21 protein-coding genes are annotated in these 22,977 nt (G+C 70.6%); 11 read left to right on the forward strand and 10 right to left on the reverse strand.

Annotated features, from left to right (window positions below; all coding sequences use genetic code 11):
* The first annotated feature begins 668 nt into the window (after positions 1-668).
* Positions 669-2,003 (forward strand): 4-aminobutyrate--2-oxoglutarate transaminase, encoded by a 1,335-nt coding sequence (gabT, locus tag J7E88_RS31890; RefSeq protein WP_215186936.1) that lies wholly within the window; start codon positions 669-671, stop codon positions 2,001-2,003.
* A gap of 113 nt (positions 2,004-2,116) precedes the next feature.
* On the forward strand, positions 2,117-2,935 hold the full coding sequence (locus J7E88_RS31895; protein WP_215186937.1) for a phosphatase PAP2 family protein: 819 nt from the start codon (positions 2,117-2,119) through the stop codon (positions 2,933-2,935).
* A 348-nt stretch (positions 2,936-3,283) separates the two neighbouring features.
* Here the strand turns inward: J7E88_RS31895 and J7E88_RS31900 are convergent, their stop codons facing one another.
* The 6 genes from J7E88_RS31900 to J7E88_RS31925 all read right to left on the reverse strand — a co-directional run bounded on the left by J7E88_RS31900 (position 3,284) and on the right by J7E88_RS31925 (position 10,487).
* Positions 3,284-4,696 (reverse strand): FAD-binding oxidoreductase, encoded by a 1,413-nt coding sequence (locus J7E88_RS31900; protein ID WP_215186938.1) that lies wholly within the window; start codon positions 4,694-4,696, stop codon positions 3,284-3,286.
* A 30-nt stretch (positions 4,697-4,726) separates the two neighbouring features.
* The gene (locus J7E88_RS31905) at positions 4,727-5,524 is read right to left on the reverse strand and encodes an ABC transporter permease (RefSeq protein WP_215186939.1); all 798 of its coding nucleotides are present in this window, start codon (positions 5,522-5,524) and stop codon (positions 4,727-4,729) included.
* Positions 5,524-6,456, reverse strand: a complete 933-nt coding sequence (locus J7E88_RS31910) for an ABC transporter permease (protein ID WP_215186940.1) — start codon at positions 6,454-6,456, stop codon at positions 5,524-5,526. Before J7E88_RS31910 ends, J7E88_RS31905 begins: the two co-directional genes overlap by 1 nt.
* Positions 6,453-7,604 (reverse strand): ABC transporter ATP-binding protein, encoded by a 1,152-nt coding sequence (locus J7E88_RS31915; RefSeq protein ID WP_215186941.1) that lies wholly within the window; start codon positions 7,602-7,604, stop codon positions 6,453-6,455. Before J7E88_RS31915 ends, J7E88_RS31910 begins: the two co-directional genes overlap by 4 nt.
* 43 nt (positions 7,605-7,647) lie before the next feature.
* Positions 7,648-8,895 carry a PotD/PotF family extracellular solute-binding protein gene (locus tag J7E88_RS31920; RefSeq protein ID WP_215186942.1) on the reverse strand — a complete coding sequence of 416 codons (1,248 nt, stop codon included), beginning with the start codon at positions 8,893-8,895 and terminating at the stop codon, positions 7,648-7,650.
* 74 nt (positions 8,896-8,969) lie between these two features.
* Positions 8,970-10,487, reverse strand: a complete 1,518-nt coding sequence (locus J7E88_RS31925) for a gamma-aminobutyraldehyde dehydrogenase (RefSeq protein WP_215186943.1) — start codon at positions 10,485-10,487, stop codon at positions 8,970-8,972.
* 175 nt (positions 10,488-10,662) lie between these two features.
* Here J7E88_RS31925 and J7E88_RS31930 point away from each other — a divergent pair, with 175 nt between their 5' ends.
* On the forward strand, positions 10,663-11,211 hold the full coding sequence (locus J7E88_RS31930; RefSeq protein ID WP_215186944.1) for an NADAR family protein: 549 nt from the start codon (positions 10,663-10,665) through the stop codon (positions 11,209-11,211).
* Positions 11,212-11,283: 72 nt separating this feature from the next.
* On the opposite strand, the gene J7E88_RS31935 is transcribed toward J7E88_RS31930, so the two are convergent.
* Positions 11,284-12,030, reverse strand: a complete 747-nt coding sequence (locus tag J7E88_RS31935) for a DUF4190 domain-containing protein (RefSeq protein ID WP_215186945.1) — start codon at positions 12,028-12,030, stop codon at positions 11,284-11,286.
* A 112-nt stretch (positions 12,031-12,142) separates the two neighbouring features.
* Here J7E88_RS31935 and J7E88_RS31940 point away from each other — a divergent pair, with 112 nt between their 5' ends.
* Genes J7E88_RS31940 through J7E88_RS31950 form a run of 3 tightly spaced genes read left to right on the forward strand, consistent with a single transcriptional unit; the run spans position 12,143 to position 14,681 of the window.
* On the forward strand, positions 12,143-13,168 hold the full coding sequence (locus J7E88_RS31940; RefSeq protein ID WP_215186946.1) for an adenosine deaminase: 1,026 nt from the start codon (positions 12,143-12,145) through the stop codon (positions 13,166-13,168).
* A 32-nt stretch (positions 13,169-13,200) separates the two neighbouring features.
* Positions 13,201-13,908: a glycerophosphodiester phosphodiesterase gene (locus J7E88_RS31945; protein WP_215186960.1), complete on the forward strand. Its 708-nt coding sequence runs from the start codon at positions 13,201-13,203 to the stop codon at positions 13,906-13,908.
* Positions 13,905-14,681 (forward strand): SAM-dependent methyltransferase, encoded by a 777-nt coding sequence (locus J7E88_RS31950; RefSeq protein WP_215186947.1) that lies wholly within the window; start codon positions 13,905-13,907, stop codon positions 14,679-14,681. Before J7E88_RS31945 ends, J7E88_RS31950 begins: the two co-directional genes overlap by 4 nt.
* A 186-nt stretch (positions 14,682-14,867) precedes the next feature.
* Here J7E88_RS31950 and J7E88_RS31955 read toward each other — a convergent pair whose 3' ends face one another.
* From J7E88_RS31955 to J7E88_RS31965, 3 genes are all read right to left on the reverse strand, one after another.
* A complete protein-coding gene (locus J7E88_RS31955; RefSeq protein ID WP_215186948.1) occupies positions 14,868-15,407 on the reverse strand; it encodes a hypothetical protein in 540 nt (179 codons plus the stop codon).
* 36 nt (positions 15,408-15,443) lie between these two features.
* Positions 15,444-15,974 carry an HXXEE domain-containing protein gene (locus J7E88_RS31960; protein WP_215186949.1) on the reverse strand — a complete coding sequence of 177 codons (531 nt, stop codon included), beginning with the start codon at positions 15,972-15,974 and terminating at the stop codon, positions 15,444-15,446.
* A gap of 126 nt (positions 15,975-16,100) precedes the next feature.
* Positions 16,101-17,540, reverse strand: a complete 1,440-nt coding sequence (locus J7E88_RS31965; protein WP_215186961.1) for a gamma-aminobutyraldehyde dehydrogenase — start codon at positions 17,538-17,540, stop codon at positions 16,101-16,103.
* Between the two features lie 166 nt (positions 17,541-17,706).
* On the opposite strand from J7E88_RS31965, the gene J7E88_RS31970 reads away from it, so the two are divergent.
* The 5 genes from J7E88_RS31970 (at position 17,707) to J7E88_RS31990 (ending at position 22,865) form a co-directional block, all read left to right on the forward strand.
* Positions 17,707-18,222: an Lrp/AsnC family transcriptional regulator gene (locus tag J7E88_RS31970; RefSeq protein WP_215186950.1), complete on the forward strand. Its 516-nt coding sequence runs from the start codon at positions 17,707-17,709 to the stop codon at positions 18,220-18,222.
* On the forward strand, positions 18,207-19,586 hold the full coding sequence (locus tag J7E88_RS31975) for an aspartate aminotransferase family protein (protein ID WP_215186951.1): 1,380 nt from the start codon (positions 18,207-18,209) through the stop codon (positions 19,584-19,586). The genes J7E88_RS31970 and J7E88_RS31975 overlap by 16 nt, the downstream gene beginning before the upstream one ends.
* Before the next feature lie 255 nt (positions 19,587-19,841).
* Positions 19,842-20,570 (forward strand): ABC transporter ATP-binding protein, encoded by a 729-nt coding sequence (locus J7E88_RS31980; RefSeq protein ID WP_215186952.1) that lies wholly within the window; start codon positions 19,842-19,844, stop codon positions 20,568-20,570.
* Positions 20,552-21,691 (forward strand): hypothetical protein, encoded by a 1,140-nt coding sequence (locus J7E88_RS31985; protein ID WP_215186953.1) that lies wholly within the window; start codon positions 20,552-20,554, stop codon positions 21,689-21,691. The genes J7E88_RS31980 and J7E88_RS31985 overlap by 19 nt, the downstream gene beginning before the upstream one ends.
* A 61-nt stretch (positions 21,692-21,752) precedes the next feature.
* The gene (locus J7E88_RS31990) at positions 21,753-22,865 is read left to right on the forward strand and encodes an LOG family protein (RefSeq protein ID WP_215186954.1); all 1,113 of its coding nucleotides are present in this window, start codon (positions 21,753-21,755) and stop codon (positions 22,863-22,865) included.
* Positions 22,866-22,977: the final 112 nt, after the last annotated feature.

The following is a 22,977-nucleotide window of genomic DNA, read 5'->3' on the forward strand; positions in this document are numbered from 1 at the left end:
ACCGGCAGCACCCCGCTCGCCGACCGCCGCCCCGTCCCAACGCCCCTCCCCGGGCCGGGCGTCGGCGACCGCCACCCGGACCGACCGTCCCGAGGTCCCCGGCCTGGACCGGTATGACCGGCCACCGCCGAGGCCTGCGCCTGACCTTCCCACCGCCGGGCGGCGTGACATGACAGGGGCCGACGGCCGTGGCCGAGGCCACGCAAGGTGGACACTGGGCCCCCGCGCGGGCGACCGCGAGTCGGCCGTTCCGCGTACGCCCGGCGCCGCCTGGCAAGGGGCTGACTCAGCCGCCCTGCGGCCCGGGGCGCGTCCCGTGGTCCGGTCTCCCCGAACATCCGGATGGACAGGCCCCGCCCCGCCGGGGCCGGGTCCACAAACCCCGTCTGCGCCAGGGCCGGTCCGAGGCCGGCCTCGGCCATGGTCACGCCGCGCGCCCGCGCCCGACACCCACACGGGACCCGGCAACGGTCCAAGGCCCACCTCGACCAGGCCCGGTCCGGACGAGGTGCCTCGCGCCCGCGGGCCCGCGCGGAGGCGCGACTATGGCCGTCGAGGACAACGACACACCCCCAACACTCCCGAACGGCGCATGCCCCCACCCCTCCCCGGCCCCTAGCCTGCGGAGAAAGACAACAAGCGTCCGGATACACCCCCAGGAGCCCCGCATGACCGCAATCCCGCAGGAGCGCCGCGTCGTCACCGCCATCCCCGGCCCGAAGTCGCAGGAGCTTCAGGCCCGCCGTACGGCCACGGTCGCCGGCGGTGTGGGGTCCGTGCTGCCCGTCTTCACGGCCCGTGCGGGCGGCGGGATCATCGAGGACATCGACGGCAACCGCCTCATCGACTTCGGCTCCGGCATCGCCGTGACCTCGGTCGGCGCCTCCGCCGAGGCCGTCGTGCGCCGGGCGAGCGCCCAGCTGCAGGACTTCACCCACACCTGTTTCATGGTCACCCCGTACGAGGGCTACGTGGAGGTCTGCGAGGCGCTCGCCGAGCTGACCCCGGGCGACCACGCCAAGAAGTCCGCGCTGTTCAACAGCGGCGCCGAGGCCGTCGAGAACGCCGTCAAGATCGCCCGCGCGTACACCAAGCGCCAGGCCGTCGTCGTGTTCGACCACGGCTACCACGGCCGGACGAACCTCACCATGGCGCTCACCGCCAAGAACATGCCGTACAAGCACGGCTTCGGCCCGTTCGCGCCCGAGGTCTACCGCGTCCCGGTCGCCTATGGCTACCGCTGGCCCACCGGCCCGGAGAACTGCGGTCCCGAGGCCGCCGCCCAGGCCATCGACCAGATCTCCAAGCAGGTCGGCGCCGAGAACGTCGCCGCGATCATCATCGAGCCGGTCCTCGGCGAGGGCGGCTTCATCGAGCCGGCCAAGGGCTTCCTGCCCGCGATCTCGCAGTTCGCCAAGGACAACGGCATCGTCTTCGTCGCCGACGAGATCCAGTCCGGCTTCTGCCGCACCGGCCAGTGGTTCGCCTGCGAGGACGAGGGCATCGTCCCGGACCTGATCACCACGGCCAAGGGCATCGCGGGCGGGCTGCCGCTCGCCGCCGTCACCGGCCGCGCCGAGATCATGGACGCCCCGCACGCGGGCGGCCTCGGCGGCACCTACGGCGGCAACCCGGTGGCCTGTGCCGGTGCCCTCGGCTCGATCGAGACGATGAAGGAGCTCGACCTCAACGCCAAGGCCAAGCGCATCGAGGAGGTCATGAAGGGCCGCCTCGCCGCGATGCAGGAGAAGTACGAGATCATCGGCGACATCCGCGGCCGCGGTGCCATGATCGCGATCGAGCTGGTGAAGGACCCGGCGACGAAGGAGCCGAACGCCGAGGCCGCCGGCGCGCTCGCCAAGGCCTGCCACGCCGAAGGCCTGGTCGTCCTCACCTGTGGCACGTACGGCAACGTGCTGCGCTTCCTGCCCCCGCTGGTGATCGGCGAGGACCTTCTGAACGAGGGCCTGGACATCATCGAGCAGGCGTTCGCAGCCATCTGACCAGGGCCGATCCGGAACGACGGAGCCGCTCTGTGAAGAAGCTGTGGGGGGCCGATGGCGGGATGGGAATCCGTCTGTCGGTCCCCCCTGCCTCTGCCGTACGGTTTCCGCAGATGGAAGAAACACCCAGCTCGCGGGCGACCGCGGGCGACCCCGGACCGGAGCATCCCCAGCCCCGACCGGGTCGTGCCACCGCGCACACCGCTGGAGCCTCACGCTCCGGAACTCCTCACCGATCGGTTTGCCGCTCGCCCCAAACCCCCCGGGGCGTGCGGCAAACCGGTCCGGCCGGCCGCATCGGGACCACCCCCCCTGTCCCGATGCGGCCGGCCTCTCGGCGTTCACGGGCCGCCGCGCTCGCGCTGTGCTGCACGCTCTTCGCGCTGATCACCTGGCAGGTCGCCGCGCACGGACCGCTGCGCAGGGCGGACGAACGCCTGGGACGTGCCGTCTTCCGGGATGCGCCCGACGCGCTGACGCAACCGCTCGCCGATCTCGGCAGCATGACCGTCGCCCTTCCCGTGCTCGCAGCCGCCGTCGCGTGGACGCTGTGGCGCGGCCGGCGGTGGCGGCCCGCGCTGGCCACCGTGCTCGCCATGGCGGCGGTGCCCGCGCTGGTGATTCCGCTCAAGGTCTGGATCGCCCGTCCGGGACCGCTGGAGCCGGGCACGGGCTGGTATCCGTCGGGGCACACCGCGACCGCGATGGTCGCCTACTGCGGTGCCGCGCTGCTGGTCACCCCGTATCTGCGCCGACGATGGGCGACGCCCGTCGCCGTGGTGCTCACGGTGGCGACGGGCATCGGGCTCGTCCTGCGCGGCTACCACTGGCCACTGGACGTCCTGGGCAGCTGGTGCCTGTTCGGCGTGGTGCTGCTGGTCCTCAACTCGACCGGTATGCAACGAAGTTCCGCGAGAACTCCCACCGGTTGAAGCGGTCCCAGTTGATCGACCTGGTCATCAGGCCGCGCAGCGCGGGCCAGGTGCCGTGGGTGGTGCAGGAGCCGCAGTCGGTCTTCTTCGTCAGGCAGTCCAGCGCCCAACTGCCCCCGGGCTGGGGGATTCGGAGTGGGGCGGCGCGCACAACGCGGCCCAGACCAAGGTGGTTGTCAAGACCTGTGGCACGTTCCGCCCTGACTGCCTCGTCCGCCCCGTTCCCCATCGGCACGCGCGGTGCGTGCCGCGCGTGCCGCGCGGTGCCTGCCACCGCCTGGTGCATCGCGAGCGCCGGCAGCGAGGCGTCGTCGTGCGTTCCCCAAGCCGTCCGGGGTCATGGGGAATTCAGCTGTCGAAGCCGAGCCCGAGCCGGTCCAGTGTCCGCAGCCACGCGTTGCGCCGGCCGCCGTTGGCGTCTGCCCTGGCCAGAGACCACTTGGTGAGCCCGATACCGGCCCAGGCGACCGGCTCGGGCGGGAACGGGAGCGGCTTGCTGCGCACCATCTTCAGCTCGGTGCGCTCGGTGCGGGCGCCGGCCAGCAGATCGAGCATCACGTCGGCGCCGAACCGGGTCGCACCGACGCCGAGACCGGTGTACCCGGCGGCGTAGGCGACCTTTCCGCCGTGCGCGGTGCCGAAGAACGCGGCGAACCGCGAGCAGGTGTCGATGGCACCACCCCAGGCGTGGCTGAACCGGATGCCCTCCAGTTGCGGGAAGCAGTGGAAGAAGTGGCCGGCGAGCCTGAGGTAGGTCTCGGGCCGGTGGTCCAGCTCCGCATCGAGCCGGCCGCCGAACGGATAGACCGCGTCGTAACCGCCCCACAGAATGCGGTGGTCGGCGGTGATGCGGAAGTAGTGGAACTGGTTGGCGCTGTCGCCGAGGCCCTGCCTGCGCTTCCAGCCCACGGAGGCGAGCTGCTCGACGCTCAGCGGTTCGGTCGTCAGCGCGTAGTCGTAGACCGGGACGGTGTACGGGCGAACCCGTTTGACCAGCGACGGGAACACATTGGTGCCGAGTGCGACGTGCCGGGCCAGGACACGGCCGTACGGGGTGCGTACGGCCATGCCCGGCCCGGACGGGGCGAGTTCGAGTCCCCGGGTGTTCTCGTAGATGCGCACGCCGAGGCCGAGGCACGTCTGCTTGAGCCCCCAGGCCAGCTTGGCCGGGTGCAGCATGGCGACGCCGTCGCGGTCCCACAGACCGCCGAGGAAGGTCGGCGAGTCCACCTCGGCGCGCACGGCGTCCCGGTCGAGCATCTGCAGTCCGCCGAAGCCCAGCCGGGTCGCCTCCTGGTGCAGCTCGTTCAGTTCGGCGAGCTGGTGGGGCTCGGTGGCCACGTCGATCTCGCCGGTGCGCTCGAAGTCGCAGTCGATCCCGTAGCGGGCGACGGTGTCCTCGATCGCGTCCAGGTTGCGTGCCCCGAGCTCCTCCAGCCGCCCGAGCTCCTGCGGCCAGCGGGCGAGTCCGTTGCCGAGGCCGTGGGTGAGGGAGGCGGCGCAGAAGCCGCCGTTGCGGCCCGAGGCGGCCCAGCCCACCTCGCGGCCCTCGATCAGGACCACGTCCCGCCCGGGGTCGCGCTCCTTGGCGAGCAGCGCGGTCCACAGTCCGCTGTAGCCGCCGCCGACGACGAGGAGATCGCAGCGTTCGGTGCCGGTGAGGGCGGGCCGGGCGCCGGGCCTGCCGGGGTCGTCCAGCCAGAAGGGGACGGGCCGGGCGTCGGCGAGGGACGAGGCGAAGGGCAGGGCGGCCGGGGCCATGGTTTCCACTCCTTCTTCGGGCCCGGGGGCCTATTGGGGCAGCGCGGATTTCCTGCGCCGGCTGCTGACGATCTGGCCGGTGAGGACGATCAGCACGGCGACGGCGAACATGGCCGTACCGATGACATTGATCTGCACCGGTGTACCGCGCTGGGCCGAACCCCACACGAACATGGGGAAGGTGACGGTGTTTCCGGAGTTGAAGTTGGTGATGATGAAGTCGTCGAAGGACAGCGCGAAGGCGAGCATCGCGCCTGCCGCGATGCCGGGCGCGGCGATCGGCAGGGTGACCCGCAGGAACGTCTGCACCGGTCCCGCGTACAGGTCGCGGGCCGCCTCCTCCAGTCGCGGGTCCATCGACATGACGCGTGCCTTGACGGCGACCACCACGAAGCTGAGGCAGAACATGGTGTGGGCGATGAGGATGGTCCAGAAGCCCAGCTGCACACCGAGGTTGAGAAAGAGCGTGAGCAGCGAGGCGGCCATGACCACCTCGGGCATCGCCATGGGCAGGAAGATCAGCGAGTTGACCGTGCCCCGGGCCCGGAAGCGGTAGCGCACGAGCGCGAAGGCGATCATCGCGCCCAGGAGGGTCGCCCCGGCCGTCGCCCACAGGGCGATCTGGAGGGACAGCGTGAGCGAGCCGCACATGTCGGCCACACCGCACGGGTCCTTCCAGGCGTCCGTGGAGAACTCCTGCCAGGAGTAGTTGAACCGGCCGGCCGGCTTGTTGAAGGAGAACACCATGACGACGATGTTCGGCACGATCAGGTACGCGAGCGTGAGCAGGCCCGCCACCACCACGAGGTTGCGCCTTGTCCAACGCATCAGACCAGGTCCTCCGTTCCGGCCCGTCGGATGTAAACGGTGACCGTGACCAGCACGACCGCCATCAGGATGAACGACAGCGCGGCCGCCGTCGGGTAGTCGAGCACCCGAAGGAACTGCGACTGGATGACGTTTCCGATCATGCGGGTGTCGGTGGACCCCAGCAGCTCGGCGTTGACGTAGTCGCCGCTCGCGGGGATGAACGTCAGCAGCGTTCCGGAGACGACGCCCGGCATGGACAGCGGGAACGTCACCTTGCGGAAGACCTTGGCGGGGCTCGCGTACAGGTCCCCGGCCGCCTCGTGCAGCCGAGGGTCGATCCGCTCCAGCGACGTGTACAGCGGAAGGATCATGAAGGGGAGGAAGTTGTACGTCAGACCGGTGACGACGGCGAGCGGTGTGGCGAGGACGCGGTCGCCCTCGGTCATCCCGAGCCAGCTGGTGACGTCGAGGAACCCGATGGCGTTCAGGACCTCCACCACCGGTCCGCCGTCGGCCAGGATCGTCTTCCAGGCGAGCGTACGGATCAGGAAGCTGGTGAAGAAGGGCGCGATGACGAGCACCAGCAGCAGGTTGCGCCAGCGGCCCGCCTTGAACGCGATCAGGTAGGCGAGCGGATAGCCGAGCAGCAGACACAGGGCGGTGGCCGCGCCCGCGTACAGCAGCGACCGAAGGAAGTGCGGGTAGTACTCGGTCAGCGCGTCCCAGTAGGTCGCGAAGTGCCAGGTGACCTCGAAGCCCTCCTCCAGGGAGCCGGTCTGCACGGAGGTCGAGGCCTGGTAGACGAGCGGCAGCGCGAAGAAGACCAGCAGCCACACGAGGCCCGGCAGCAGCAGCCAGTACGGGATCAGCCGGCGGCGAAGGGAGGTCTTGTGGACGGGTGGTTCGGCCGGTGCCGGGGCGGTGGGCGGCGGCGCCTCGGTGACGGTCATGGCGTCTCCTCCACCGTCTCGACGCCCGCCGCGATGTCCTGGGCGGCGTCCAGCCCGAAGGTGTGCTCGGGGTTCCAGTGCAGGACGACCTCCGCACCGGGTACGAGTCCGGCCCGGTGCTCCACGTTCTGTGCGTAGACCTCGAGTGCCTTGCCGACCGGGCTCTCCACCACGTACTGCGTGGACACGCCGATGAAGGAGGAGTCCACGATCCGGCCGGTGACGGCGTTCCGGCCGGCGGCGACGGAGTCCGCCTCGTCGGCGGTGGTGAGCGAGATCTTCTCGGGCCGGACGCCGACGAGCAGCTTGCCGCCGGAGCGCACGACGTCGGGGCAGCGTCCGGCGGGCAGCCGCAGCTTGCCGCCGCCCGCGGTGACGACGACCTCGCCGCCGCTGTTGTCGACGACCTCGGCCTCGATGAGGTTGGAGGTGCCGAGGAAGTTGGCGACGAAGGTGGTGCGCGGGTTCTCGTAGAGCTCGGCGGGCGCGCCCAGCTGCTCGACCCGGCCGCCGTTCATGACCGCGACCGTGTCGGCCATGGTCATGGCCTCCTCCTGGTCGTGGGTGACATGGACGAAGGTGATGCCGACCTCCGTCTGGATGCGCTTGAGCTCCAGCTGCATCTGACGGCGCAGCTTGAGGTCCAGCGCGCCGAGCGGCTCGTCGAGGAGGAGGACCTGCGGGTGGTTGATCAGCGCGCGGGCGACGGCGACGCGCTGCTGCTGGCCGCCGGAGAGCTGGTGCGGCTTGCGCTGGGCGAAGTCGCCGAGCTGGACGAGGTCGAGCATGTCGCCGACCTGCTGCCGCACGGAGCCGACGCCGCGGCGGCGCAGTCCGAAGGCGATGTTCTCGTAGATGCTCAGGTGCGGGAAGAGCGCATAGCTCTGGAAGACCGTGTTGACCGGGCGCTTGTGGGGGGGCAGGCCGGTGACGTCGCGGGCGCCGAGCGAGACGGTGCCGGTGGAGGGGTCCTCCAGGCCGGCGATCATGCGCAGGGTGGTCGTCTTTCCGCAGCCGGACGCGCCGAGGAGCGCGAAGAAGGAGCCCTGCGGGACGGTCAGATCGAGCGGGTGGACGGCGGTGAAGGAGCCGTAGGTCTTGCTGATCCCGGAGAGGCGGACGTCGCCGCCCTCTGTCTTTTCAGTCATGGGTCGCGGTCCCAGGTGGTGTCGGGTCGTCAGGACGTGTGGGTCAGGCACCGATGAGCTTGGCGAACTTCTCCTCGTACGCCGTCTCTTCCGCGCTGCCGAGCGAGCGGAAGGAGTGGGACTTGGCCGCCATGGCCTCGTCCGGGATGATCAGCGGGTTCTTGGCCAGCTCGGGGTCGATCTTCGCCAGTTCGGGGGCGACTCCGGCGACCGGCGTCACATAGTTGATGTACGCGGCGAGCTTCGCCGCGACGGGGAGTTCGTAGTAGTAGTCGATCAGGCGAGTGGCGTTCTTCCGGTGCCGTGCGTGAGCCGGGACCAGGAGGTTGTCGGTGGCCGTCATGTAGCCCGCGTCGGGGATCGTGTAGCGGATGTCGGGGTTGTCGACCTGGAGCTGGATGAGGTCGCCGGCCCAGGCGATGCAGGCGGCGATGTCGCCCTTGTCGAGGTCCGACGTGTAGTCGTTGCCGGTGAAGCGGCGGATCTGCTTCCTGTCGACGGCCTTCTGCAGCCTGCCGAGGGCGGCGTCGAAGTCGGCGTCGGTGACCTTGACGGGGTCCTTGCCCATGTCGAGCAGGGTCATGCCGACCGTGTCGCGCATCTCGGTGAGGAAGCTGACCCGGCCCTTGAGCCGGGGGTCGTCGAGCAGTTGGGTGACGGAGTCGACCTTGCGGCCGCCGGTCGCCTTGATGTTGTAGGCGATGACGGTCGGGATGCCGGTCCACGGGTAGCTGTAGGCGCGGCCCGGGTCCCAGTCTGGGCTGCGGAACTGCTGGGAGAGGTTGGCGTAGGCGTTGGGCAGCAGCGACGCGTCGAGCTTCTGCGCCCAGCCCAGCCGGATGATCCGGGCGGCCAGCCAGTCGGTGACGTTGATCAGATCGCGGCCGGTGTCCTGCCCGGCCGCGAGCTGCGGCTGGATCTTGCCGAAGAACTCGACGTTGTCGTTGATGTCCTCGGTGTACTTGACCGTGATCCCGGTGCGCCGGGTGAACTCCTCAAGGGTCGGACGGCTCTTCTCGTCCTCGCTGGTGTCCATGTACTCGGTCCAGTTGGAGAAGGTGAGCCGCTTCTCCTTGTCCGAGAAGTCCGTTGAGCCCTCGGCTCCGGCCTCGCGCTTGGCGGGCGGGATGCCGCAGGCGCTCAGCAGGCCGGCGCCGCCGGCCGTGAGTGCGCCGAAACTCGACGCGCGCAGCAGCGAACGGCGGGAGAGGGCACCCCGCCCGTTGGTCAGGCTGCGACGCATCGCGGCGATCTGCGCCGCCGAGAGGCGCTCCGATTCGTACTGCTCCATGACGCTCTGCCCTTTCGGGTGGGATCGGCCGCCGGTCGCGCGGCCTGACACCACGCGGCGGTAGCCGCATGTCGTTACGGTCGGTCCCCGAAGATCGTGCGGTGCCAGCCCTTTCTGGCGATCGCGGTGTTGTCGTACATGACGTGCTTGACCTGCGTGTACTCCTCGAAGGAGTACGCCGACATGTCCTTGCCGAAGCCGGATGCCTTGTATCCGCCGTGCGGCATCTCGCTGATGATCGGAATGTGGTCGTTGACCCAGACGCAGCCCGCCTTGATCTCGCGGGTGGCCCGGCCGGCCCGGTAGACGTCGCGGCTCCAGGCGGAGGCCGCGAGCCCGTAGGGGGTGTCGTTGGCGAGGGCGATTCCCTCGTCGTCGGTGTCGAAGGGGAGCACCACCAGAACCGGTCCGAAGATCTCGGACTGGACGATCTCGCTGTCCTGGGCGGCGCCCGTGATGAGGGTGGGCCGGTAGTACGCGCCCCGGTCGAGGTCTCCCCCGGGTGCCTCGCCGCCGGTGACGACGGTGGCGTAGGCGCGTGCCCGTTCGACGAAACCGGCCACGCGGTCGCGCTGGAGATGCGAGACGAGCGGGCCGAGGTCGGTCGTGGGATCGAGGGGGTCTCCGAGCCGGACCGTGGCCATCAGATCGGCGACGGCCGCGACGAAGGCGTCGTACAGCGGCCGCTGCACGTAGGCGCGGGTGGCGGCCGTGCAGTCCTGGCCGGAGTTGATGAGGGAGCCGGCGACCGCGCCGTGGGCGGCGGCCTCGATGTCGGCGTCGTCGAAGACCACGAAGGGGGCCTTGCCGCCGAGTTCGAGGTGCAGCCGCTTGACGCTCGCGGTGGCGATCTCCGCGACGCGCCTGCCGACGGCGGTGGAGCCGGTGAACGAGGTCATCGCGATGTCCGGGTGGCCGACCAGGTGCTCGCCCGCGTCCTTGCCCGCGCCGTTGACGATGTTGACGACGCCGGCGGGGATCCCGGCCTCAGCGGCCGCCTCGGCGAACAGCAGCGAGGTGAGCGGCGTGATCTCGGCGGGCTTGAGAACGATGGTGTTCCCCGCGGCGATTGCCGGGAGGATCTTCCAGGCCGCCATCTGGAGGGGGTAGTTCCAGGGGGCGATCGAGCCGACCGTGCCGATGGGCTCGCGCCGTACGTAGGACGTGTGGTCGCCGCTGTACTCGCCGGCCGACTGCCCCTGGAGGTGGCGGGCGGCCCCGGCGAAGAAGGCGGTGTTGTCCACCGTTCCCGGCACGTCGAACTCGGTGGTGAGCTTGATCGGCTTGCCGCACTGGACGGTCTCCGTGTGCGCCAGTTCCTCGGCCCGGTCGCCGAGCACGCCCGCGAACCGGTGCAGTGCGTCGGACCGTTCGCCCGGGGTGGCGCCCGCCCAGCCGGGCAGCGCCTCGCGCGCGGCGGCCACGGCCTCGTCGACGTCCGCGGCCGATGCGAGCTCGTAGCTGTGGACTCGTCCGCCGGTCGCCGGGTCGACCACATCCTGCGTACGGCCCGAGGTGCCGGATCGAAGTCGTCCGCCGATGTACTGCGTGCCGGCCGCGAAGCGGTCCTGCATCCGGTAATCGTTGCCCATGACGTTCTCCGTTGCCCCAGCGCGAATTGAGTGCCGATCCTGGCAGAGAGTGACCCACGCAACAAGGGATTCCGTTGTTGCCTTTTGATTACGCGACGGAATCGGTCGACTGTGTGTCGCGTCGTCCCTCCTGTCCCGCGACGGACTGTCCGTGGCAGCTGACAGACTCGCGTGCATGGGGACGGATGAACTGATCAAGCTGGCCGCCGAGGGACAGCGAATCAAGTACCTGCACTTCTGGGGCCACTCGCCGCGCCGCGACGGCCGCATCGGAGCGGGCTGCCTCAGTCAGTGGTGGCCTTCGCCGTTCGAGGTCGAGGGCGTGCGGTACGCGACGGCGGAGCACTGGATGATGGCGCACAAGGCCCGGCTGTTCGGGGACGCCGAGGCCGAACGGAAGGCGCTTGACGCGAAAAGCCCCGCCGAGGCGAAGAAGGCGGGGCGGCTGGTGCGCGGTTTCGACGAGGCGATATGGAAGCGCGAGCGCTTCGACATCGTGCGCACCGGCAGTGTGCACAAGTTCGGCCAGGACGCCGACCTGTGCGACTTCCTGCTGGGCACCGGCGAGCGGGTGCTCGTGGAGGCGAGCCCGGTCGACCGCATCTGGGGCATCGGGCTGGCCGCGGACGACGAGCGGGCACAGGATCCCGCGCGCTGGCGCGGGCTCAATCTGCTCGGATTCGCGCTGATGGAGGCGCGTGCGGAGCTGCGGGGCCGGGGGTAGAGGCCGGGGCGCGCCCGGCGGAGCCCGGGATCGGCCCGGCGCGGGCCCCGGGGAGCCTGGGGCCCGCCCGGGTCACCGGCGGGTGTCGTCGACGACCAGGTGGTTGGAGTAGCTGTCGTAGTCGTAGTCGTAGTTGTCCTTGTTCTTCTTGTCCTCGTTGATCGCTGTGGTGATGCCCCAGGCGAGGAGGGCGATGAAGATCAGGCCGAGCGCGATGCCGATGGAGCCGAGGATGATGCCGGACAGGGCCATGCCGCCGTTGGTGGCCTCGCCGCGCTGCGCACGCTTGCGCCCGAGGATGCCGAAGATCAGCGCGAGTACGCCGAGGATGACGCCGACGACTCCGTACAGGCAGAACAGGCACACGGACAGGATGCCGAGCACCATCGCGGTGATGCCCATGCCGTTGGCCGGGGTCTGCGTCCAGCCGGGGTTAGGTCCGGCGTAGGGGGCGTAGCCCGGGTAGGCGGCGCCGTACGGATCGGAGGGCGCGCCGAAGCCTTCCGAGGGGGCCCCGAAGCCGCCGGAGGCGGGGGGCTGGGGCAGGCTCGGGGCGGCCGGGTAACCGTAGGCGCCCGCTGCGGGCGCGGGGCCGCCGGGCGCGACCGGGGGCGGCGGCGCGGAGCCGGTGTCGCCGGGTCCGGCACCGGGCATCCCGATGACCGTCTGCTGATCGTGCACGCTCGGCGGCGTGGGCGCGGACTGCGGTTTGTCCAGCGGCACCTTGTCCTGCGGAGCGCCGCCGGCCGGCGGGGCCCACGGGTCGTTCGGCTGGGGCGCGCCCGCCGGCCCGCCGTGGTTGCCCTGGTTGTCAGACATGGATCTCCCCCATAGGTGGTCCGGTCATGCTACGACCTCGGTCCCCGGCCCGACCGGCCGCCTACGATGATCCCCCGACCAGGAGCGGCGCATCGCACACGGAGGTACCACGATGACCGATCTGCACCCCTTCATCGCGGGGCTGCCCAAGGCCGAACTGCACGTGCACCACGTCGGGTCGGCCTCCCCGCGCATCGTCGCCGAACTGGCCGCGCACCACCCCGACTCCAAGGTGCCGACCGACCCCGAGGCCCTGGCCGACTACTTCACCTTCACCGACTTCGCGCACTTCGTCGAGGTCTATCTCTCGGTCGTCGACCTGATCCGCACCCCGGAGGACGTACGGCTGCTCACCTTCGAGGTGGCCCGGGACATGGCGCGGCAGAACATCCGCTACACGGAGCTGACGATCACGCCGTTCAGCTCGACTCGCCGGGGCATCGAGGAGAAGGCGTTCATGGCGGCCATCGAGGACGCCCGCCAAGCGGCTGAGAGTGAGCTCGGCGTCGTGCTGCGCTGGTGCTTCGACATCCCCGGCGAGGCCGGTCTCGAGGCGGCCGAGGAGACCGCCCGGCTCGCGGTGGACCTGCACCCGGAGGGACTGGTGTCGTTCGGGCTCGGCGGCCCGGAGATCGGGGTGCCCCGTCCCCAGTTCAAGCCGTACTTCGACCGCGCGATCGCCGCGGGGCTGCACTCCGTGCCGCACGCCGGCGAGACGACCGGACCACAGACGGTCTGGGACGCCCTGACCGACCTGCGTGCCGAGCGCATCGGCCACGGCACGAGCTCGGTGCAGGACCCGAGGCTGCTCGCGCACCTCGCCGAGCGGCGCATCCCGCTGGAGGTCTGCCCCACCTCCAACATAGCCACCCGCGCGGTCGCCGACCTCGACGAGCACCCGATCAAGGAGATGGTCGCGGCCGGTGTGCTGGTGACGATCAACAGCGACGACCCGCCGATGTTCGGCACCGACCTCAACAACGAGTACGCGGTCGCCGCCCGCCTGCTCGACCTGGACGAGCGGGGGCTGGCCGACCTGGCGAAGAACGCCGTGGCGGCCTCGTTCCTCGACGCGGCGGGCAAGTCCCGTATCGCCGCCGAGATCGACGCGTACACGACCGCGTGGCTCGCCCGCTGAACGGCGACGGCGGCCGGGTGCGTGCCGAGGACCTGCGCCCGGTGACCATCGTGGCCCACCGCGGCGACCCCTACCGGGCCCGGGAGAACACCCTTCCGTCGCTGCGGTCGGCGTTCGCGCACGGGGCGGACGCGGCCGAGATCGACGTCCGGCTGACCCGTGACGGCGTGCCCGTCCTGCTGCACGACGACTCGCTGAAGCGCCTGTGGGGGCGGGAGGTGGCGCTCGCGCGGCTCACGTACGCCGAGGTCGCGTCACTGACCGGCGGCGGTGTGCCGACACTGCTTCAGGCACTGTACGAGGCGGGCCCGCACCGTCTGATGATCGATCTGCCCGGCGCGACCGCGGAGTCGGTGCGCACCGTGGTCGGCACCGTCCACGACTGCGGCGCCGGTGAGCGGGTGTACTACTGCGCAGGCCCGGCGACCATGCTCGCCGTCCGCTCCGCCGACCCGTCGGCCGAGATCGCCATGACATGGACGACGCTCGCCCCGCCGCGCCCGGTGCTGCTGGACGCGGTGGCACCGCGCTGGCTGAACTACCGGTTCGGGCTCATCGGGCGGGAGTTGACCGCTCGGGTCCACCGGCAGGGCATGCTGGTGTCGGCATGGACCGCCGACACCCGGCGCACGTGGCGCCGTCTTCTCGCCTGCGGTGTGGACTCGATCACCACCAACCGTGTCGACGCGCTCGGCACCGTACTGGACAGGGCAGGGTATCCGAAGGGACCTCGTACATGACCGGAAGGCTTCGCACCGACATCGCGCACAACGCCCGGGTGTGGAACTACTGGCTGGGCGGCAAGGACAACTATCCGGCGGACCGGGCGGTCGGCGACCAGGTCACCGGGATGTATCCGAGCATCGGCGAAGTCGCCCGTGCGGACCGGGCGTTCCTCGGCCGCGCGGTGTCGTTGCTGGCCGGTGAGGCGGGCGTACGGCAGTTCCTGGACATCGGCACGGGCCTGCCGACCGCGGACAACACGCACGAGGTGGCACAGCGCATCGCGCCGGACGCGCGCGTCGTGTACGTGGACAACGACCCGATCGTGCTGGCCCACGCCCGTGCGCTGCTGACCGGATCCGCGCAGGGGGTCACGGAGTACGTGGAAGCGGACGCACACCAGCCGGAGGAGATCCTCGACTCCGTCTCGGCGACGCTGGATCTGAAGCAGCCGGTCGCCGTGATGATGCTCGGCATCCTCAACTTCGTCCTGGACACGGACCGGGCGAGGGCGATCGTGCGGACGCTGATGGACGCCGTGCCGTCCGGCAGCCATCTCGTCCTGACGCATCCGACGCTGGAGCTGGGCGGCGAGGGGAACGCCGAGGCGATGGCGTTCTGGAACCAGAACGCGACGCCGCCGATCACGGCGCGCACACGCGCGGAGTTCGCCTCGTTCCTGGAGGGCACGGAGATTCTGGAGCCGGGCATCGTCTCGTGCGCCCGCTGGCGCGCGGACGGTACGCAGCCGGAGGTCGCGCAGTTCGGAGCGGTGGGCCGCAAGCCGTAACGAGCGTAGGGACGCCGGGGCTGCAACACGGTGATCGGCGCCAGAAGTTGCCTGTTCCGCTCCTTCGTCCACAGCATCGACTCGACGGACGCGAAGGGCACGGACACAAGGGGCAAGGCGCGGACCCCGTCGTGACGCCAGTCGTCGAGGCCGCGTTCCCGGCCGCCCGCGGCTGAGCGCCACCCGTCAGGCGGCTGCCGGTGCCGGGGCCGACCCGCGCTCCGGCACCGCCAGGGCCTCAAGACGCTTGATCCTGCGGCGCACGACGTACAGCGGGATGACGCCGAAGACCCCGAAGGACATGTCGATGACGGACCACCAGAAGGGGATTCCGCGGATGGGCCCGCAGATCAGCGCGAGCGGGATGATCCCGGCGCACGCGATCATGCCGAACTCGATCACCCAGATGTTGCGTACGGGGTCACGGTAGGGCCCGTAGAAGGCGACCGCGATCACCAGGTGGGCGAAGGCCAGCCAGTCCGTGCCGTACAGCATGAACGGGTACGCCGCGTCGGTGGCGTCGAGGCCCTCGCGCACCCGCTCGATCCACTCCATCAGGGCGGGCAGGTGCTCGGGGACGGGCGAGGCGGCGGCCCCCAGCAGTCTTTCCAGCCAGTGGAGTTCGGTGACCAGGGGGAAGGCCGTCGCGCCGCTCAGCACCAGGCACACGATGAAGAAGACCAGCCACACGCGTATCCCCCGCAAGAGGGCTGCTCGCTCGCTCATACGGGCACCCTACGACAGAAGTGAACGTGTTCAAAACTAGTGGGTGCCGCTGATCCTCCGGGCGACGATGTGGGCGACGGCGGTGGCGCCGGCGGCCACCGCCAGACCGGCTGCCGCATCCCGCACCCTGGCGGGCCGCAGCACTCCGGCGCGCCGGAGCCGCCCCCTGGCCCAGAGCGCGAACGGCACCACGATCAGGGGCGAGGTGACCGAGCCGGGGGTGTAGCCGCGCACAGCGGCCGCCTGGGCGATGTGGACCAGGCCGTGCAACCCGAACCCGTCGACGGCGCCCTGGTAGAAGGCCGACCGGCCGCCGGTGCGATGTCCGGCGACGGCTGCTGCGCCGACGATCGCAGCCATCACGCCCACAGCCGTGGTGAACTCCCGCTGGTCCACCGTTTCCATCGCCCGCCAGACCCGCTCGGGGACCTGCGGGAACCGTTTACGGAGCAGGGGCACGTTCCGGCGTATCCAGCGAGGCCCGGTGGCCAGCTCCTCCAGGTCGTGCAGCGCCCAGGCGGCCAACAGGCCGTATGTGACAGTCGCGTTCATGGGGTCATCGCTCATGATCCCCAGTCTGCTCCAGGAGGCATGGCCGTGGGCCGCGCTTGGCGTCGATGTCCCGCACGCGCCGCGCGCCCGGTGCACAGATGCACCGGGCGCGCGGCGTTCTTGTACGGGACGGAACCCGGGTCAGCCGTCGAGCGACGTCATCACGTGCTTGATGCGCGTGTAGTCATCGAACCCGTACGCCGACAGGTCCTTTCCGTAGCCCGACTTCTTGAAGCCGCCGTGCGGCATCTCCGCCACCAGCGGGATGTGTGTGTTGATCCACACGCAGCCGAAGTCCAGCGCCTTCGACATCCGCATGGCGCGTGCGTGGTCCTTGGTCCACACCGAGGACGCCAGCGCGTACTCCACGCCGTTCGCCCACTCCAGCGCCTGCGCCTCGTCCGAGAAGGACTGGACGGTGATCACCGGGCCGAAGACCTCGTTCTGGACGATCTCGTCGTCCTGCTTGAGGCCGGAGACGACCGTCGGGGCGTAGAAGAAGCCCTTGTCGCCCACGCGGTGACCGCCCGCCTCGACCTTGGCGTGCGCCGGCAGACGGTCGATGAAGCCGGTGACCTGCTCGAGCTGGTTGGCGTTGTTGAGCGGGCCGAAGAGCACGTCGTCGTCGTCCGGCGCGCCCGTCTTGGTCTCCGCCGCCGCCTTCGCCAGTGCCGCCACGAACTCGTCGTGGATGGAATCCTGGACGAGCACGCGGGTGGCCGCCGTACAGTCCTGGCCGGCGTTGAAGAAGCCCGCGACGGAGATGTCCTCGACGGCCTTCGCGATATCGGTGTCCTCGAAGACCACGACCGGCGCCTTGCCGCCGAGCTCCAGGTGGACGCGCTTGACGTCCTTGGCTGCGGAGGCCGCGACCTGCATACCGGCACGTACGGAGCCGGTGATGGACGCCATCGCCGGCGTCGGGTGCTCGACCATGGCCCGGCCGGTCTCGCGGTCGCCGCAGACGACGTTGAAGACGCCCTTGGGCGCGATGGCGCCGATGATCTCCGCGATCAGCACGGTCGACGCGGGTGTGGTGTCCGACGGCTTCAGCACCACGGTGTTGCCCGCGGCGAGGGCCGGCGCGAACTTCCACACGGCCATCATCATCGGGTAGTTCCACGGCGCGACCTGCGCGCAGACGCCGACCGGCTCACGGCGGACGATGGAGGTCATGCCCTCCATGTACTCGCCGGCCGAGCGGCCTTCGAGCATGCGCGCCGCGCCCGCGAAGAAGCGGATCTGGTCCACCATCGGCGGGATCTCTTCGGTGCGGGTGAGGCCCAGCGGCTTGCCCGTGTTCTCCGACTCGGCCGCGATCAGGTCCTCGGCGCGCTCCTCGAAGGCGTCGGCGATCTTCAGCAGTACCTTCTGGCGCTCGGCCGGCGTGGTGTCACGCCAGGCGGGGAAGGCGGCCCGGGCGGCCTCCATGGCGGCGTCCACGTCGGCCTGGCCGGAGAGCGGCGACGTGGCGTACACCTCGCCGGTGACGGGGTTGACGACGTCGATGGTCCGGCCGTCGGCGGCGTCCCTGAACTCCCCGTTGATGTAGTTGCGCAGACGACGCAGCTCGGTGGTCACTGTTGCCACCCCTCCTGTCAGATGTCCCGATGGGTGAGACAACCCACCCTAATGTCTCCTCCGACGTTTTCAATAGGCCCGACGGTCGGCAACTTCGGATTCAGTGAATTTCGATCGCCAGAACAACGGATTTCATCGCTCAGGGCTTGCCAAATCAACGGTACCGGTGCAGAGTGAGGTCGTGGCCAGTCGTAGCGCAGACTCCAGGAACCAGGTCGGCAGCGGTTCGTCGTCCCCGACGATCGACGCTGTCTCCCTCGCGATCATCGAACAGCTTCAGGAAGACGGGCGCCGTCCGTACGCGGCGATCGGCAAGGCCGTGGGCCTTTCCGAAGCGGCCGTGCGACAGCGCGTCCAGAAGCTGCTCGATCAAGGCGTGATGCAGATCGTCGCCGTCACCGACCCGCTCACCGTGGGCCTGCGACGCCAGGCGATGGTCGGCATCACGGTCGAGGGCGACGTCGACCCCGTGGCGGAAGCGCTCACGGCCATGGCCGAGTGCGAGTACGTGGTGATGACCGCGGGCTCCTTCGACCTGATGGTGGAGATCGTCTGCGAGGACGACGACCACCTTCTCGAAGTGATCAACAAGCGGATCCGTACGCTCCCCGGCGTGCGCTCCACCGAGAGCTTCGTCTACCTCAAGCTCAAGAAGCAGACCTATATGTGGGGAACCCGATAGCCGTGAGCCAGGACCTCTCCAAGACCGCCTACGACCACCTGTGGATGCACTTCACCCGCATGTCGTCGTACGAGAACGCACCCGTGCCCACCATCGTGCGTGGCGAGGGCGCCTACATCTTCGACGACAAGGGCAAGCGCTACCTCGATGGCCTCGCCGGCCTGTTCGTGGTCAACGCCGGTCACGGCCGGCACGAGCTCGCCGAGACCGCCTACAAGCAGGCCCAGGAGCTCGCCTTCTTCCCGGTGTGGTCCTACGCCCACCCCAAGGCCGTCGAGCTCGCCGAGCGCCTCGCGAACCACGCCCCGGGCGACCTCAACAAGGTCTTCTTCACCACCGGCGGCGGCGAGGCCGTCGAGACCGCCTGGAAGCTGGCCAAGCAGTACTTCAAGCTCCAGGGCAAGCACACCAAGTACAAGGTCATCTCGCGTGCGGTCGCCTACCACGGCACTCCGCAGGGCGCCCTGTCCATCACGGGCCTGCCCGCGCTGAAGGCTCCCTTCGAGCCGCTGGTCCCCGGTGCGCACAAGGTGCCGAACACCAACATCTACCGCGCCCCGATCCACGGCGACGACCCCGAGGCCTTCGGCCGCTGGGCCGCCGACCAGATCGAGCAGCAGATCCTCTTCGAGGGCCCCGAGACCGTCGCCGCGGTCTTCCTGGAGCCTGTGCAGAACGCGGGCGGCTGCTTCCCGCCCCCGCCCGGTTACTTCCGGCGGGTCCGCGAGATCTGCGACCAGTACGACGTGCTGCTCGTCTCCGACGAGGTCATCTGCGCCTTCGGCCGTCTGGGCACGATGTTCGCCTGTGACAAGTTCGGCTACGTGCCCGACATGATCACCTGCGCCAAGGGCATGACCTCGGGCTACTCCCCGATCGGCGCCTGCATCATCTCCGACAGGGTCGCCGAGCCGTTCTACAAGGGCGACAACACCTTCCTGCACGGCTACACCTTCGGTGGCCACCCGGTCTCCGCGGCCGTGGGCATCGCCAACCTCGACATCTTCGAGCGCGAGAACCTCAACCAGCACGTGCTCGACAACGAGGGCGCCTTCCGCTCCACGCTGGAGAAGCTGCACGACCTGCCGATCGTCGGCGACGTCCGTGGCAACGGCTACTTCTACGGAATCGAGCTCGTGAAGGACAAGGTCACGAAGGAGTCCTTCAACGACGAGGAGACCGAGCGCGTCCTGTACGGCTTCCTGTCCAAGGCGCTCTTCGACAACGGTCTGTACTGCCGGGCCGACGACCGCGGCGACCCGGTCGTCCAGCTGGCTCCGCCGCTGATCGCCGACCAGTCGACGTTCGACGAGATCGAGCAGATCCTGCGCTCGGTGCTCACGGAGGCCTGGACGAAGCTCTAGGACGTGTCCGCGACGCATCGCCGTCCGCCCGCAGCGCGAGCCGGGCGAGACGTTGCCGACACGACCGAGCCTCCCCCGCTCCGGCCCCGCGCGAACGGCCCGGGTACCCCCATCCGAGTGAGATGGGCGGTGCCCGGGCCGCGTGCTTCCCCGGAGCCCGGCGGTGACTCCTTAGCGTGCCCAGTGACCGATCGGCCACGTCTTCGTTCCCCCGTACGGGGGGCCGGAAATCTGATCAGAACAGAGGTGTACGCGATGGTGGCCCCGCCGGACAACGACGTGATCTGGGCTCGTTCCCTGCACCACTCCCACCGCGGCTCACCGGCGCTCGCCGGGGTGTCGCTCGGAGTGCGGGAGGGCGAGATCCTCGCCGTGCACGGAGCGCGCGGCAGCGGAAAGACCACACTCCTGCAGTGCCTGTCCGGGCAACTCGTCCCCGAACAGGGCGAGGTGTGGTTCAACAGCGCCCCCGTGCACACGATGCCCCCGCTGCAGCGCGAACGGCTGCGCCGCGACCGCTTCGGCTGGATCGGCCCGGAACCGGCCCTGGTTCCCGAGCTCAAGGCATGGGAGAACGCGGCCCTGCCGCTGCTGCTGCGCGGCGTCTCACGCCGGGCGGCCAAGACCACCGCCCTGGAGTGGCTGGAGCGCCTGGACATCAGCTCCGCCGCGCCCAAGCGGCCGTACGCGCTCGTCCGGGCCGAACAGCAGCGCGTCGCCGTCGCCCGCGCGCTTGTCACCACGCCGTCCGTGCTGTTCGCCGACGAGCCGACCGCAGCGCTGCACAGCACCGACCGGACCCATGTGCTGCGCACGGTCGCGACCGCCGCCAGGTCCCACCGCATCACCATGGTGCTCGCCACGCACGACGCTGACGTGGCCGCCCTCGCGGACCGCGCGATCATGCTCGCCGACGGCCGCAGGGCGGGCTCCTCCCAGACGGCCGAGCCGGAAGGCCGGGCGGCGTGCTCGCTCTCCGTCTAGCCCGCGGCGGCCACGCCCTCGTACAGCTGCGGCGGCTGCTGGTCGCCGCGGCGTCCGCGGGCGTCGGCTTCCTGCTGCTGTGCACCCTGACGTACGCGCTGTCCCACCCGGGCGACTCCGCGGCAGCCACCCAGCGGCTGCTGTGGTGTCTGTTCCCGCTCGTCGCGGCCGTGTACTTCGCCGTCGCCGTCGCCCGCACCGACCCGGGCACCCGGCCGCGGTCCGCTCTGTCCGCCGTCGGGTTGGGGCCGGCCGGGCTCGCGGTCGTCGCCGCGGCGACGACCGCTGTCGCCACGACGCTGGGGAGCACGACCGCGCTGCTGCTCTTCCTTCATCTGCGGGGCGATCTGTCCGGGCTGCCGTTCGACGGGGCGGCGGCCGAGCTGCTCGCGGCTGATGAATCGTTGCCCCTGGGGGCCGCGCTGATGTTGCTGGCGCTGGTCCCCGTGGCCTCGTCGGCGGCTGCGGCGATCGCGCTGCGCCACCGGGCCGCGGTCGGGGAGGGCGAGCAGACGTCGGCACCCGCCGGGCTCCCGTGGGGCATCGCCCTGATCGCCGGCGGCCTCGCCGTCGAGACGTACGCGAGCGGACGGCCCTCCGGGCAGCCGCTTGCCCTGCCTGGCCATGCCACCGGCCATCCGGCCGGGGTCGTGGTGGGCTGGGTTCTGACCGCGGTCGGCCTGTGGCTCGTCGGCCCGGCCCTCACGCATCTGTGCGGCCGTCTCCTGCAGGCCCTGCGCCCCCGCGCGACCCGGCTGTTCGCGGGCCGCATCCTCATGGCGGAGGCCCGCCGCATCGGCCGCCCGCTCGGCGTCGTGTGCGCGGTGGCCTCCGGAGCACTCGCAATGAGCACGCTGCACGGCGACGCGGCACGCCCCTGGGGCCCGATGAGTGCTCTGGGCACGGCGCTCGTCGTCGCCTGCACGACGGCCACGCTGCTGACGGCGGCGCTTGAGGCGCGGCAGTCGCGCGACGCCACCACCGAGGCACTGCTGCGCCTGGGAGCACCTCCGGCAGTTCTGCGCCAGGCCGCCGCGCTGCGCGCGGTGGCCCTGCTGGCGCTGTTCGGGCCACTGACCCTGACGGTCGCCATACTGGCCGCGGCCCCGCTGAAGGGCTAGGGGCCTCGCGGTCGGATCCTGCCGGATCATGAGGCGCACCACGCGGGCCTATGGTGGGCGCATGACGCTCCACGAGCCGCACACGCGCCGCGAGATCGAGTCACTCGATGAGTTCGACCGGGTGGTGTCCGAGCGGGCCCTCGGCGGATTCCGCGTCCAGTCCGTCGATCTCACCGGGCGCACGTCCGTGCTGCTCCGCACCGACACCGGCGGCACGGTGTTCCTCGGCTGCCCGATGGAGCCCGCGGCGGCGGCCAAGGTCCGAGCCGATGGGGCGCTTGTCTTCCCGCCCGTACCGGACCTGCCCTTCGACCCGTACCGCAGTCGTCTCTACACCGCCGACGACCTCTTCGCCGGGCTGGACGGCGGATACGCGGCCACCCCGGACGCTCTGACGTACGAGTGGTTCCAGCGGACCAAGGCCGACGGCGACATCTTCGCGTCGATGCTGCGCGCGATCCACGACGACGCCATCTCCGACGCCCTCGACGAACGTCTCGCCGGCGCACGGGTGGTGGGCGTGATGGGCGGCCACACGATGGGCCGGGGCACCGAGTCCTACGCCGGCGCGGCGCGGCTCGGCCGGTCCCTGACCCGGGCCGGGTTCACGGTGGCGACCGGGGGCGGTCCGGGTGCGATGGAGGCCGCCAACCTCGGCGCGTACGCCGCTCCGCATCACGGGCAGATGCTGGACGACGCCCTCCGGCTGCTGGCCAAGGCACCCTCGTTCATGCCCTCGGTGACCGACTGGGCGCAGGCCGCCTTCGAGGTCCGCTCGCGCTGGCCGGAGGGCGCGGACTCGGTCGGCATCCCCACCTGGTTCTATGGGCACGAGCCGCCGAACGCGTTCGCGGGGCACATCGCGAAGTATTTCGCCAACGCCACACGCGAGGACGGTCTGCTGGCCCGCTCCGACGCGGGAGTGATCTTCCTGCCGGGAGCGGCGGGGACAGTGCAGGAGATCTTCGACAACGCGACCGGAAACTACTACGCGTCGCGCGGTGAACCGACCCCCATGGTGCTGGTCGACCGCACCCACTGGACCGACCACCTGCCCACGTGGCCGCTGCTGCGCTCGCTCGCCCGGGGCCGGTCGATGGAGTCCCGTATCGCCCTGGTGGACTCGGTCGACGAGGCGCCGGAGGCACTGCTGCGGCTCGGAGCGGGCGCGTAGGGAGGGCGCGCTCCGGGGCATGCACGGACCGAGGGCGGCGGGGGCAGGGCGGGCGCTCGGGAGCGGCGGGCGCGTAGGGAGGGCGCTCCGCGCCTGCGCGCAGCGGGGCGCG

It is taken from the genome of Streptomyces sp. ISL-10 (genome assembly GCF_018614575.1).
Classification (GTDB): Bacteria; Actinomycetota; Actinomycetes; order Streptomycetales; family Streptomycetaceae; genus Streptomyces.

Excerpts from the sequence above, each read along its gene's own strand:
- gabT (WP_215186936.1), top strand. The coding sequence starts at position 669 with ATGACCGCAATCCCGCAGGAGCGCCGCGTCGTCACCGCCATCCCCGGC.
- J7E88_RS31895 (WP_215186937.1), top strand. The coding sequence starts at position 2,117 with ATGGAAGAAACACCCAGCTCGCGGGCGACCGCGGGCGACCCCGGACCG.
- J7E88_RS31900 (WP_215186938.1), bottom strand. The coding sequence starts at position 4,696 with ATGGCCCCGGCCGCCCTGCCCTTCGCCTCGTCCCTCGCCGACGCCCGG.
- J7E88_RS31905 (WP_215186939.1), bottom strand. The coding sequence starts at position 5,524 with ATGCGTTGGACAAGGCGCAACCTCGTGGTGGTGGCGGGCCTGCTCACG.
- J7E88_RS31910 (WP_215186940.1), bottom strand. The coding sequence starts at position 6,456 with ATGACCGTCACCGAGGCGCCGCCGCCCACCGCCCCGGCACCGGCCGAA.
- J7E88_RS31915 (WP_215186941.1), bottom strand. The coding sequence starts at position 7,604 with ATGACTGAAAAGACAGAGGGCGGCGACGTCCGCCTCTCCGGGATCAGC.
- J7E88_RS31920 (WP_215186942.1), bottom strand. The coding sequence starts at position 8,895 with ATGGAGCAGTACGAATCGGAGCGCCTCTCGGCGGCGCAGATCGCCGCG.
- J7E88_RS31925 (WP_215186943.1), bottom strand. The coding sequence starts at position 10,487 with ATGGGCAACGATTACCGGATGCAGGACCGCTTCGCGGCCGGCACGCAG.
- J7E88_RS31930 (WP_215186944.1), top strand. The coding sequence starts at position 10,663 with ATGGGGACGGATGAACTGATCAAGCTGGCCGCCGAGGGACAGCGAATC.
- J7E88_RS31935 (WP_215186945.1), bottom strand. The coding sequence starts at position 12,030 with ATGTCTGACAACCAGGGCAACCACGGCGGGCCGGCGGGCGCGCCCCAG.
- J7E88_RS31940 (WP_215186946.1), top strand. The coding sequence starts at position 12,143 with ATGACCGATCTGCACCCCTTCATCGCGGGGCTGCCCAAGGCCGAACTG.
- J7E88_RS31950 (WP_215186947.1), top strand. The coding sequence starts at position 13,905 with ATGACCGGAAGGCTTCGCACCGACATCGCGCACAACGCCCGGGTGTGG.
- J7E88_RS31955 (WP_215186948.1), bottom strand. The coding sequence starts at position 15,407 with ATGAGCGAGCGAGCAGCCCTCTTGCGGGGGATACGCGTGTGGCTGGTC.
- J7E88_RS31960 (WP_215186949.1), bottom strand. The coding sequence starts at position 15,974 with ATGAGCGATGACCCCATGAACGCGACTGTCACATACGGCCTGTTGGCC.
- J7E88_RS31980 (WP_215186952.1), top strand. The coding sequence starts at position 19,842 with ATGGTGGCCCCGCCGGACAACGACGTGATCTGGGCTCGTTCCCTGCAC.
- J7E88_RS31990 (WP_215186954.1), top strand. The coding sequence starts at position 21,753 with ATGACGCTCCACGAGCCGCACACGCGCCGCGAGATCGAGTCACTCGAT.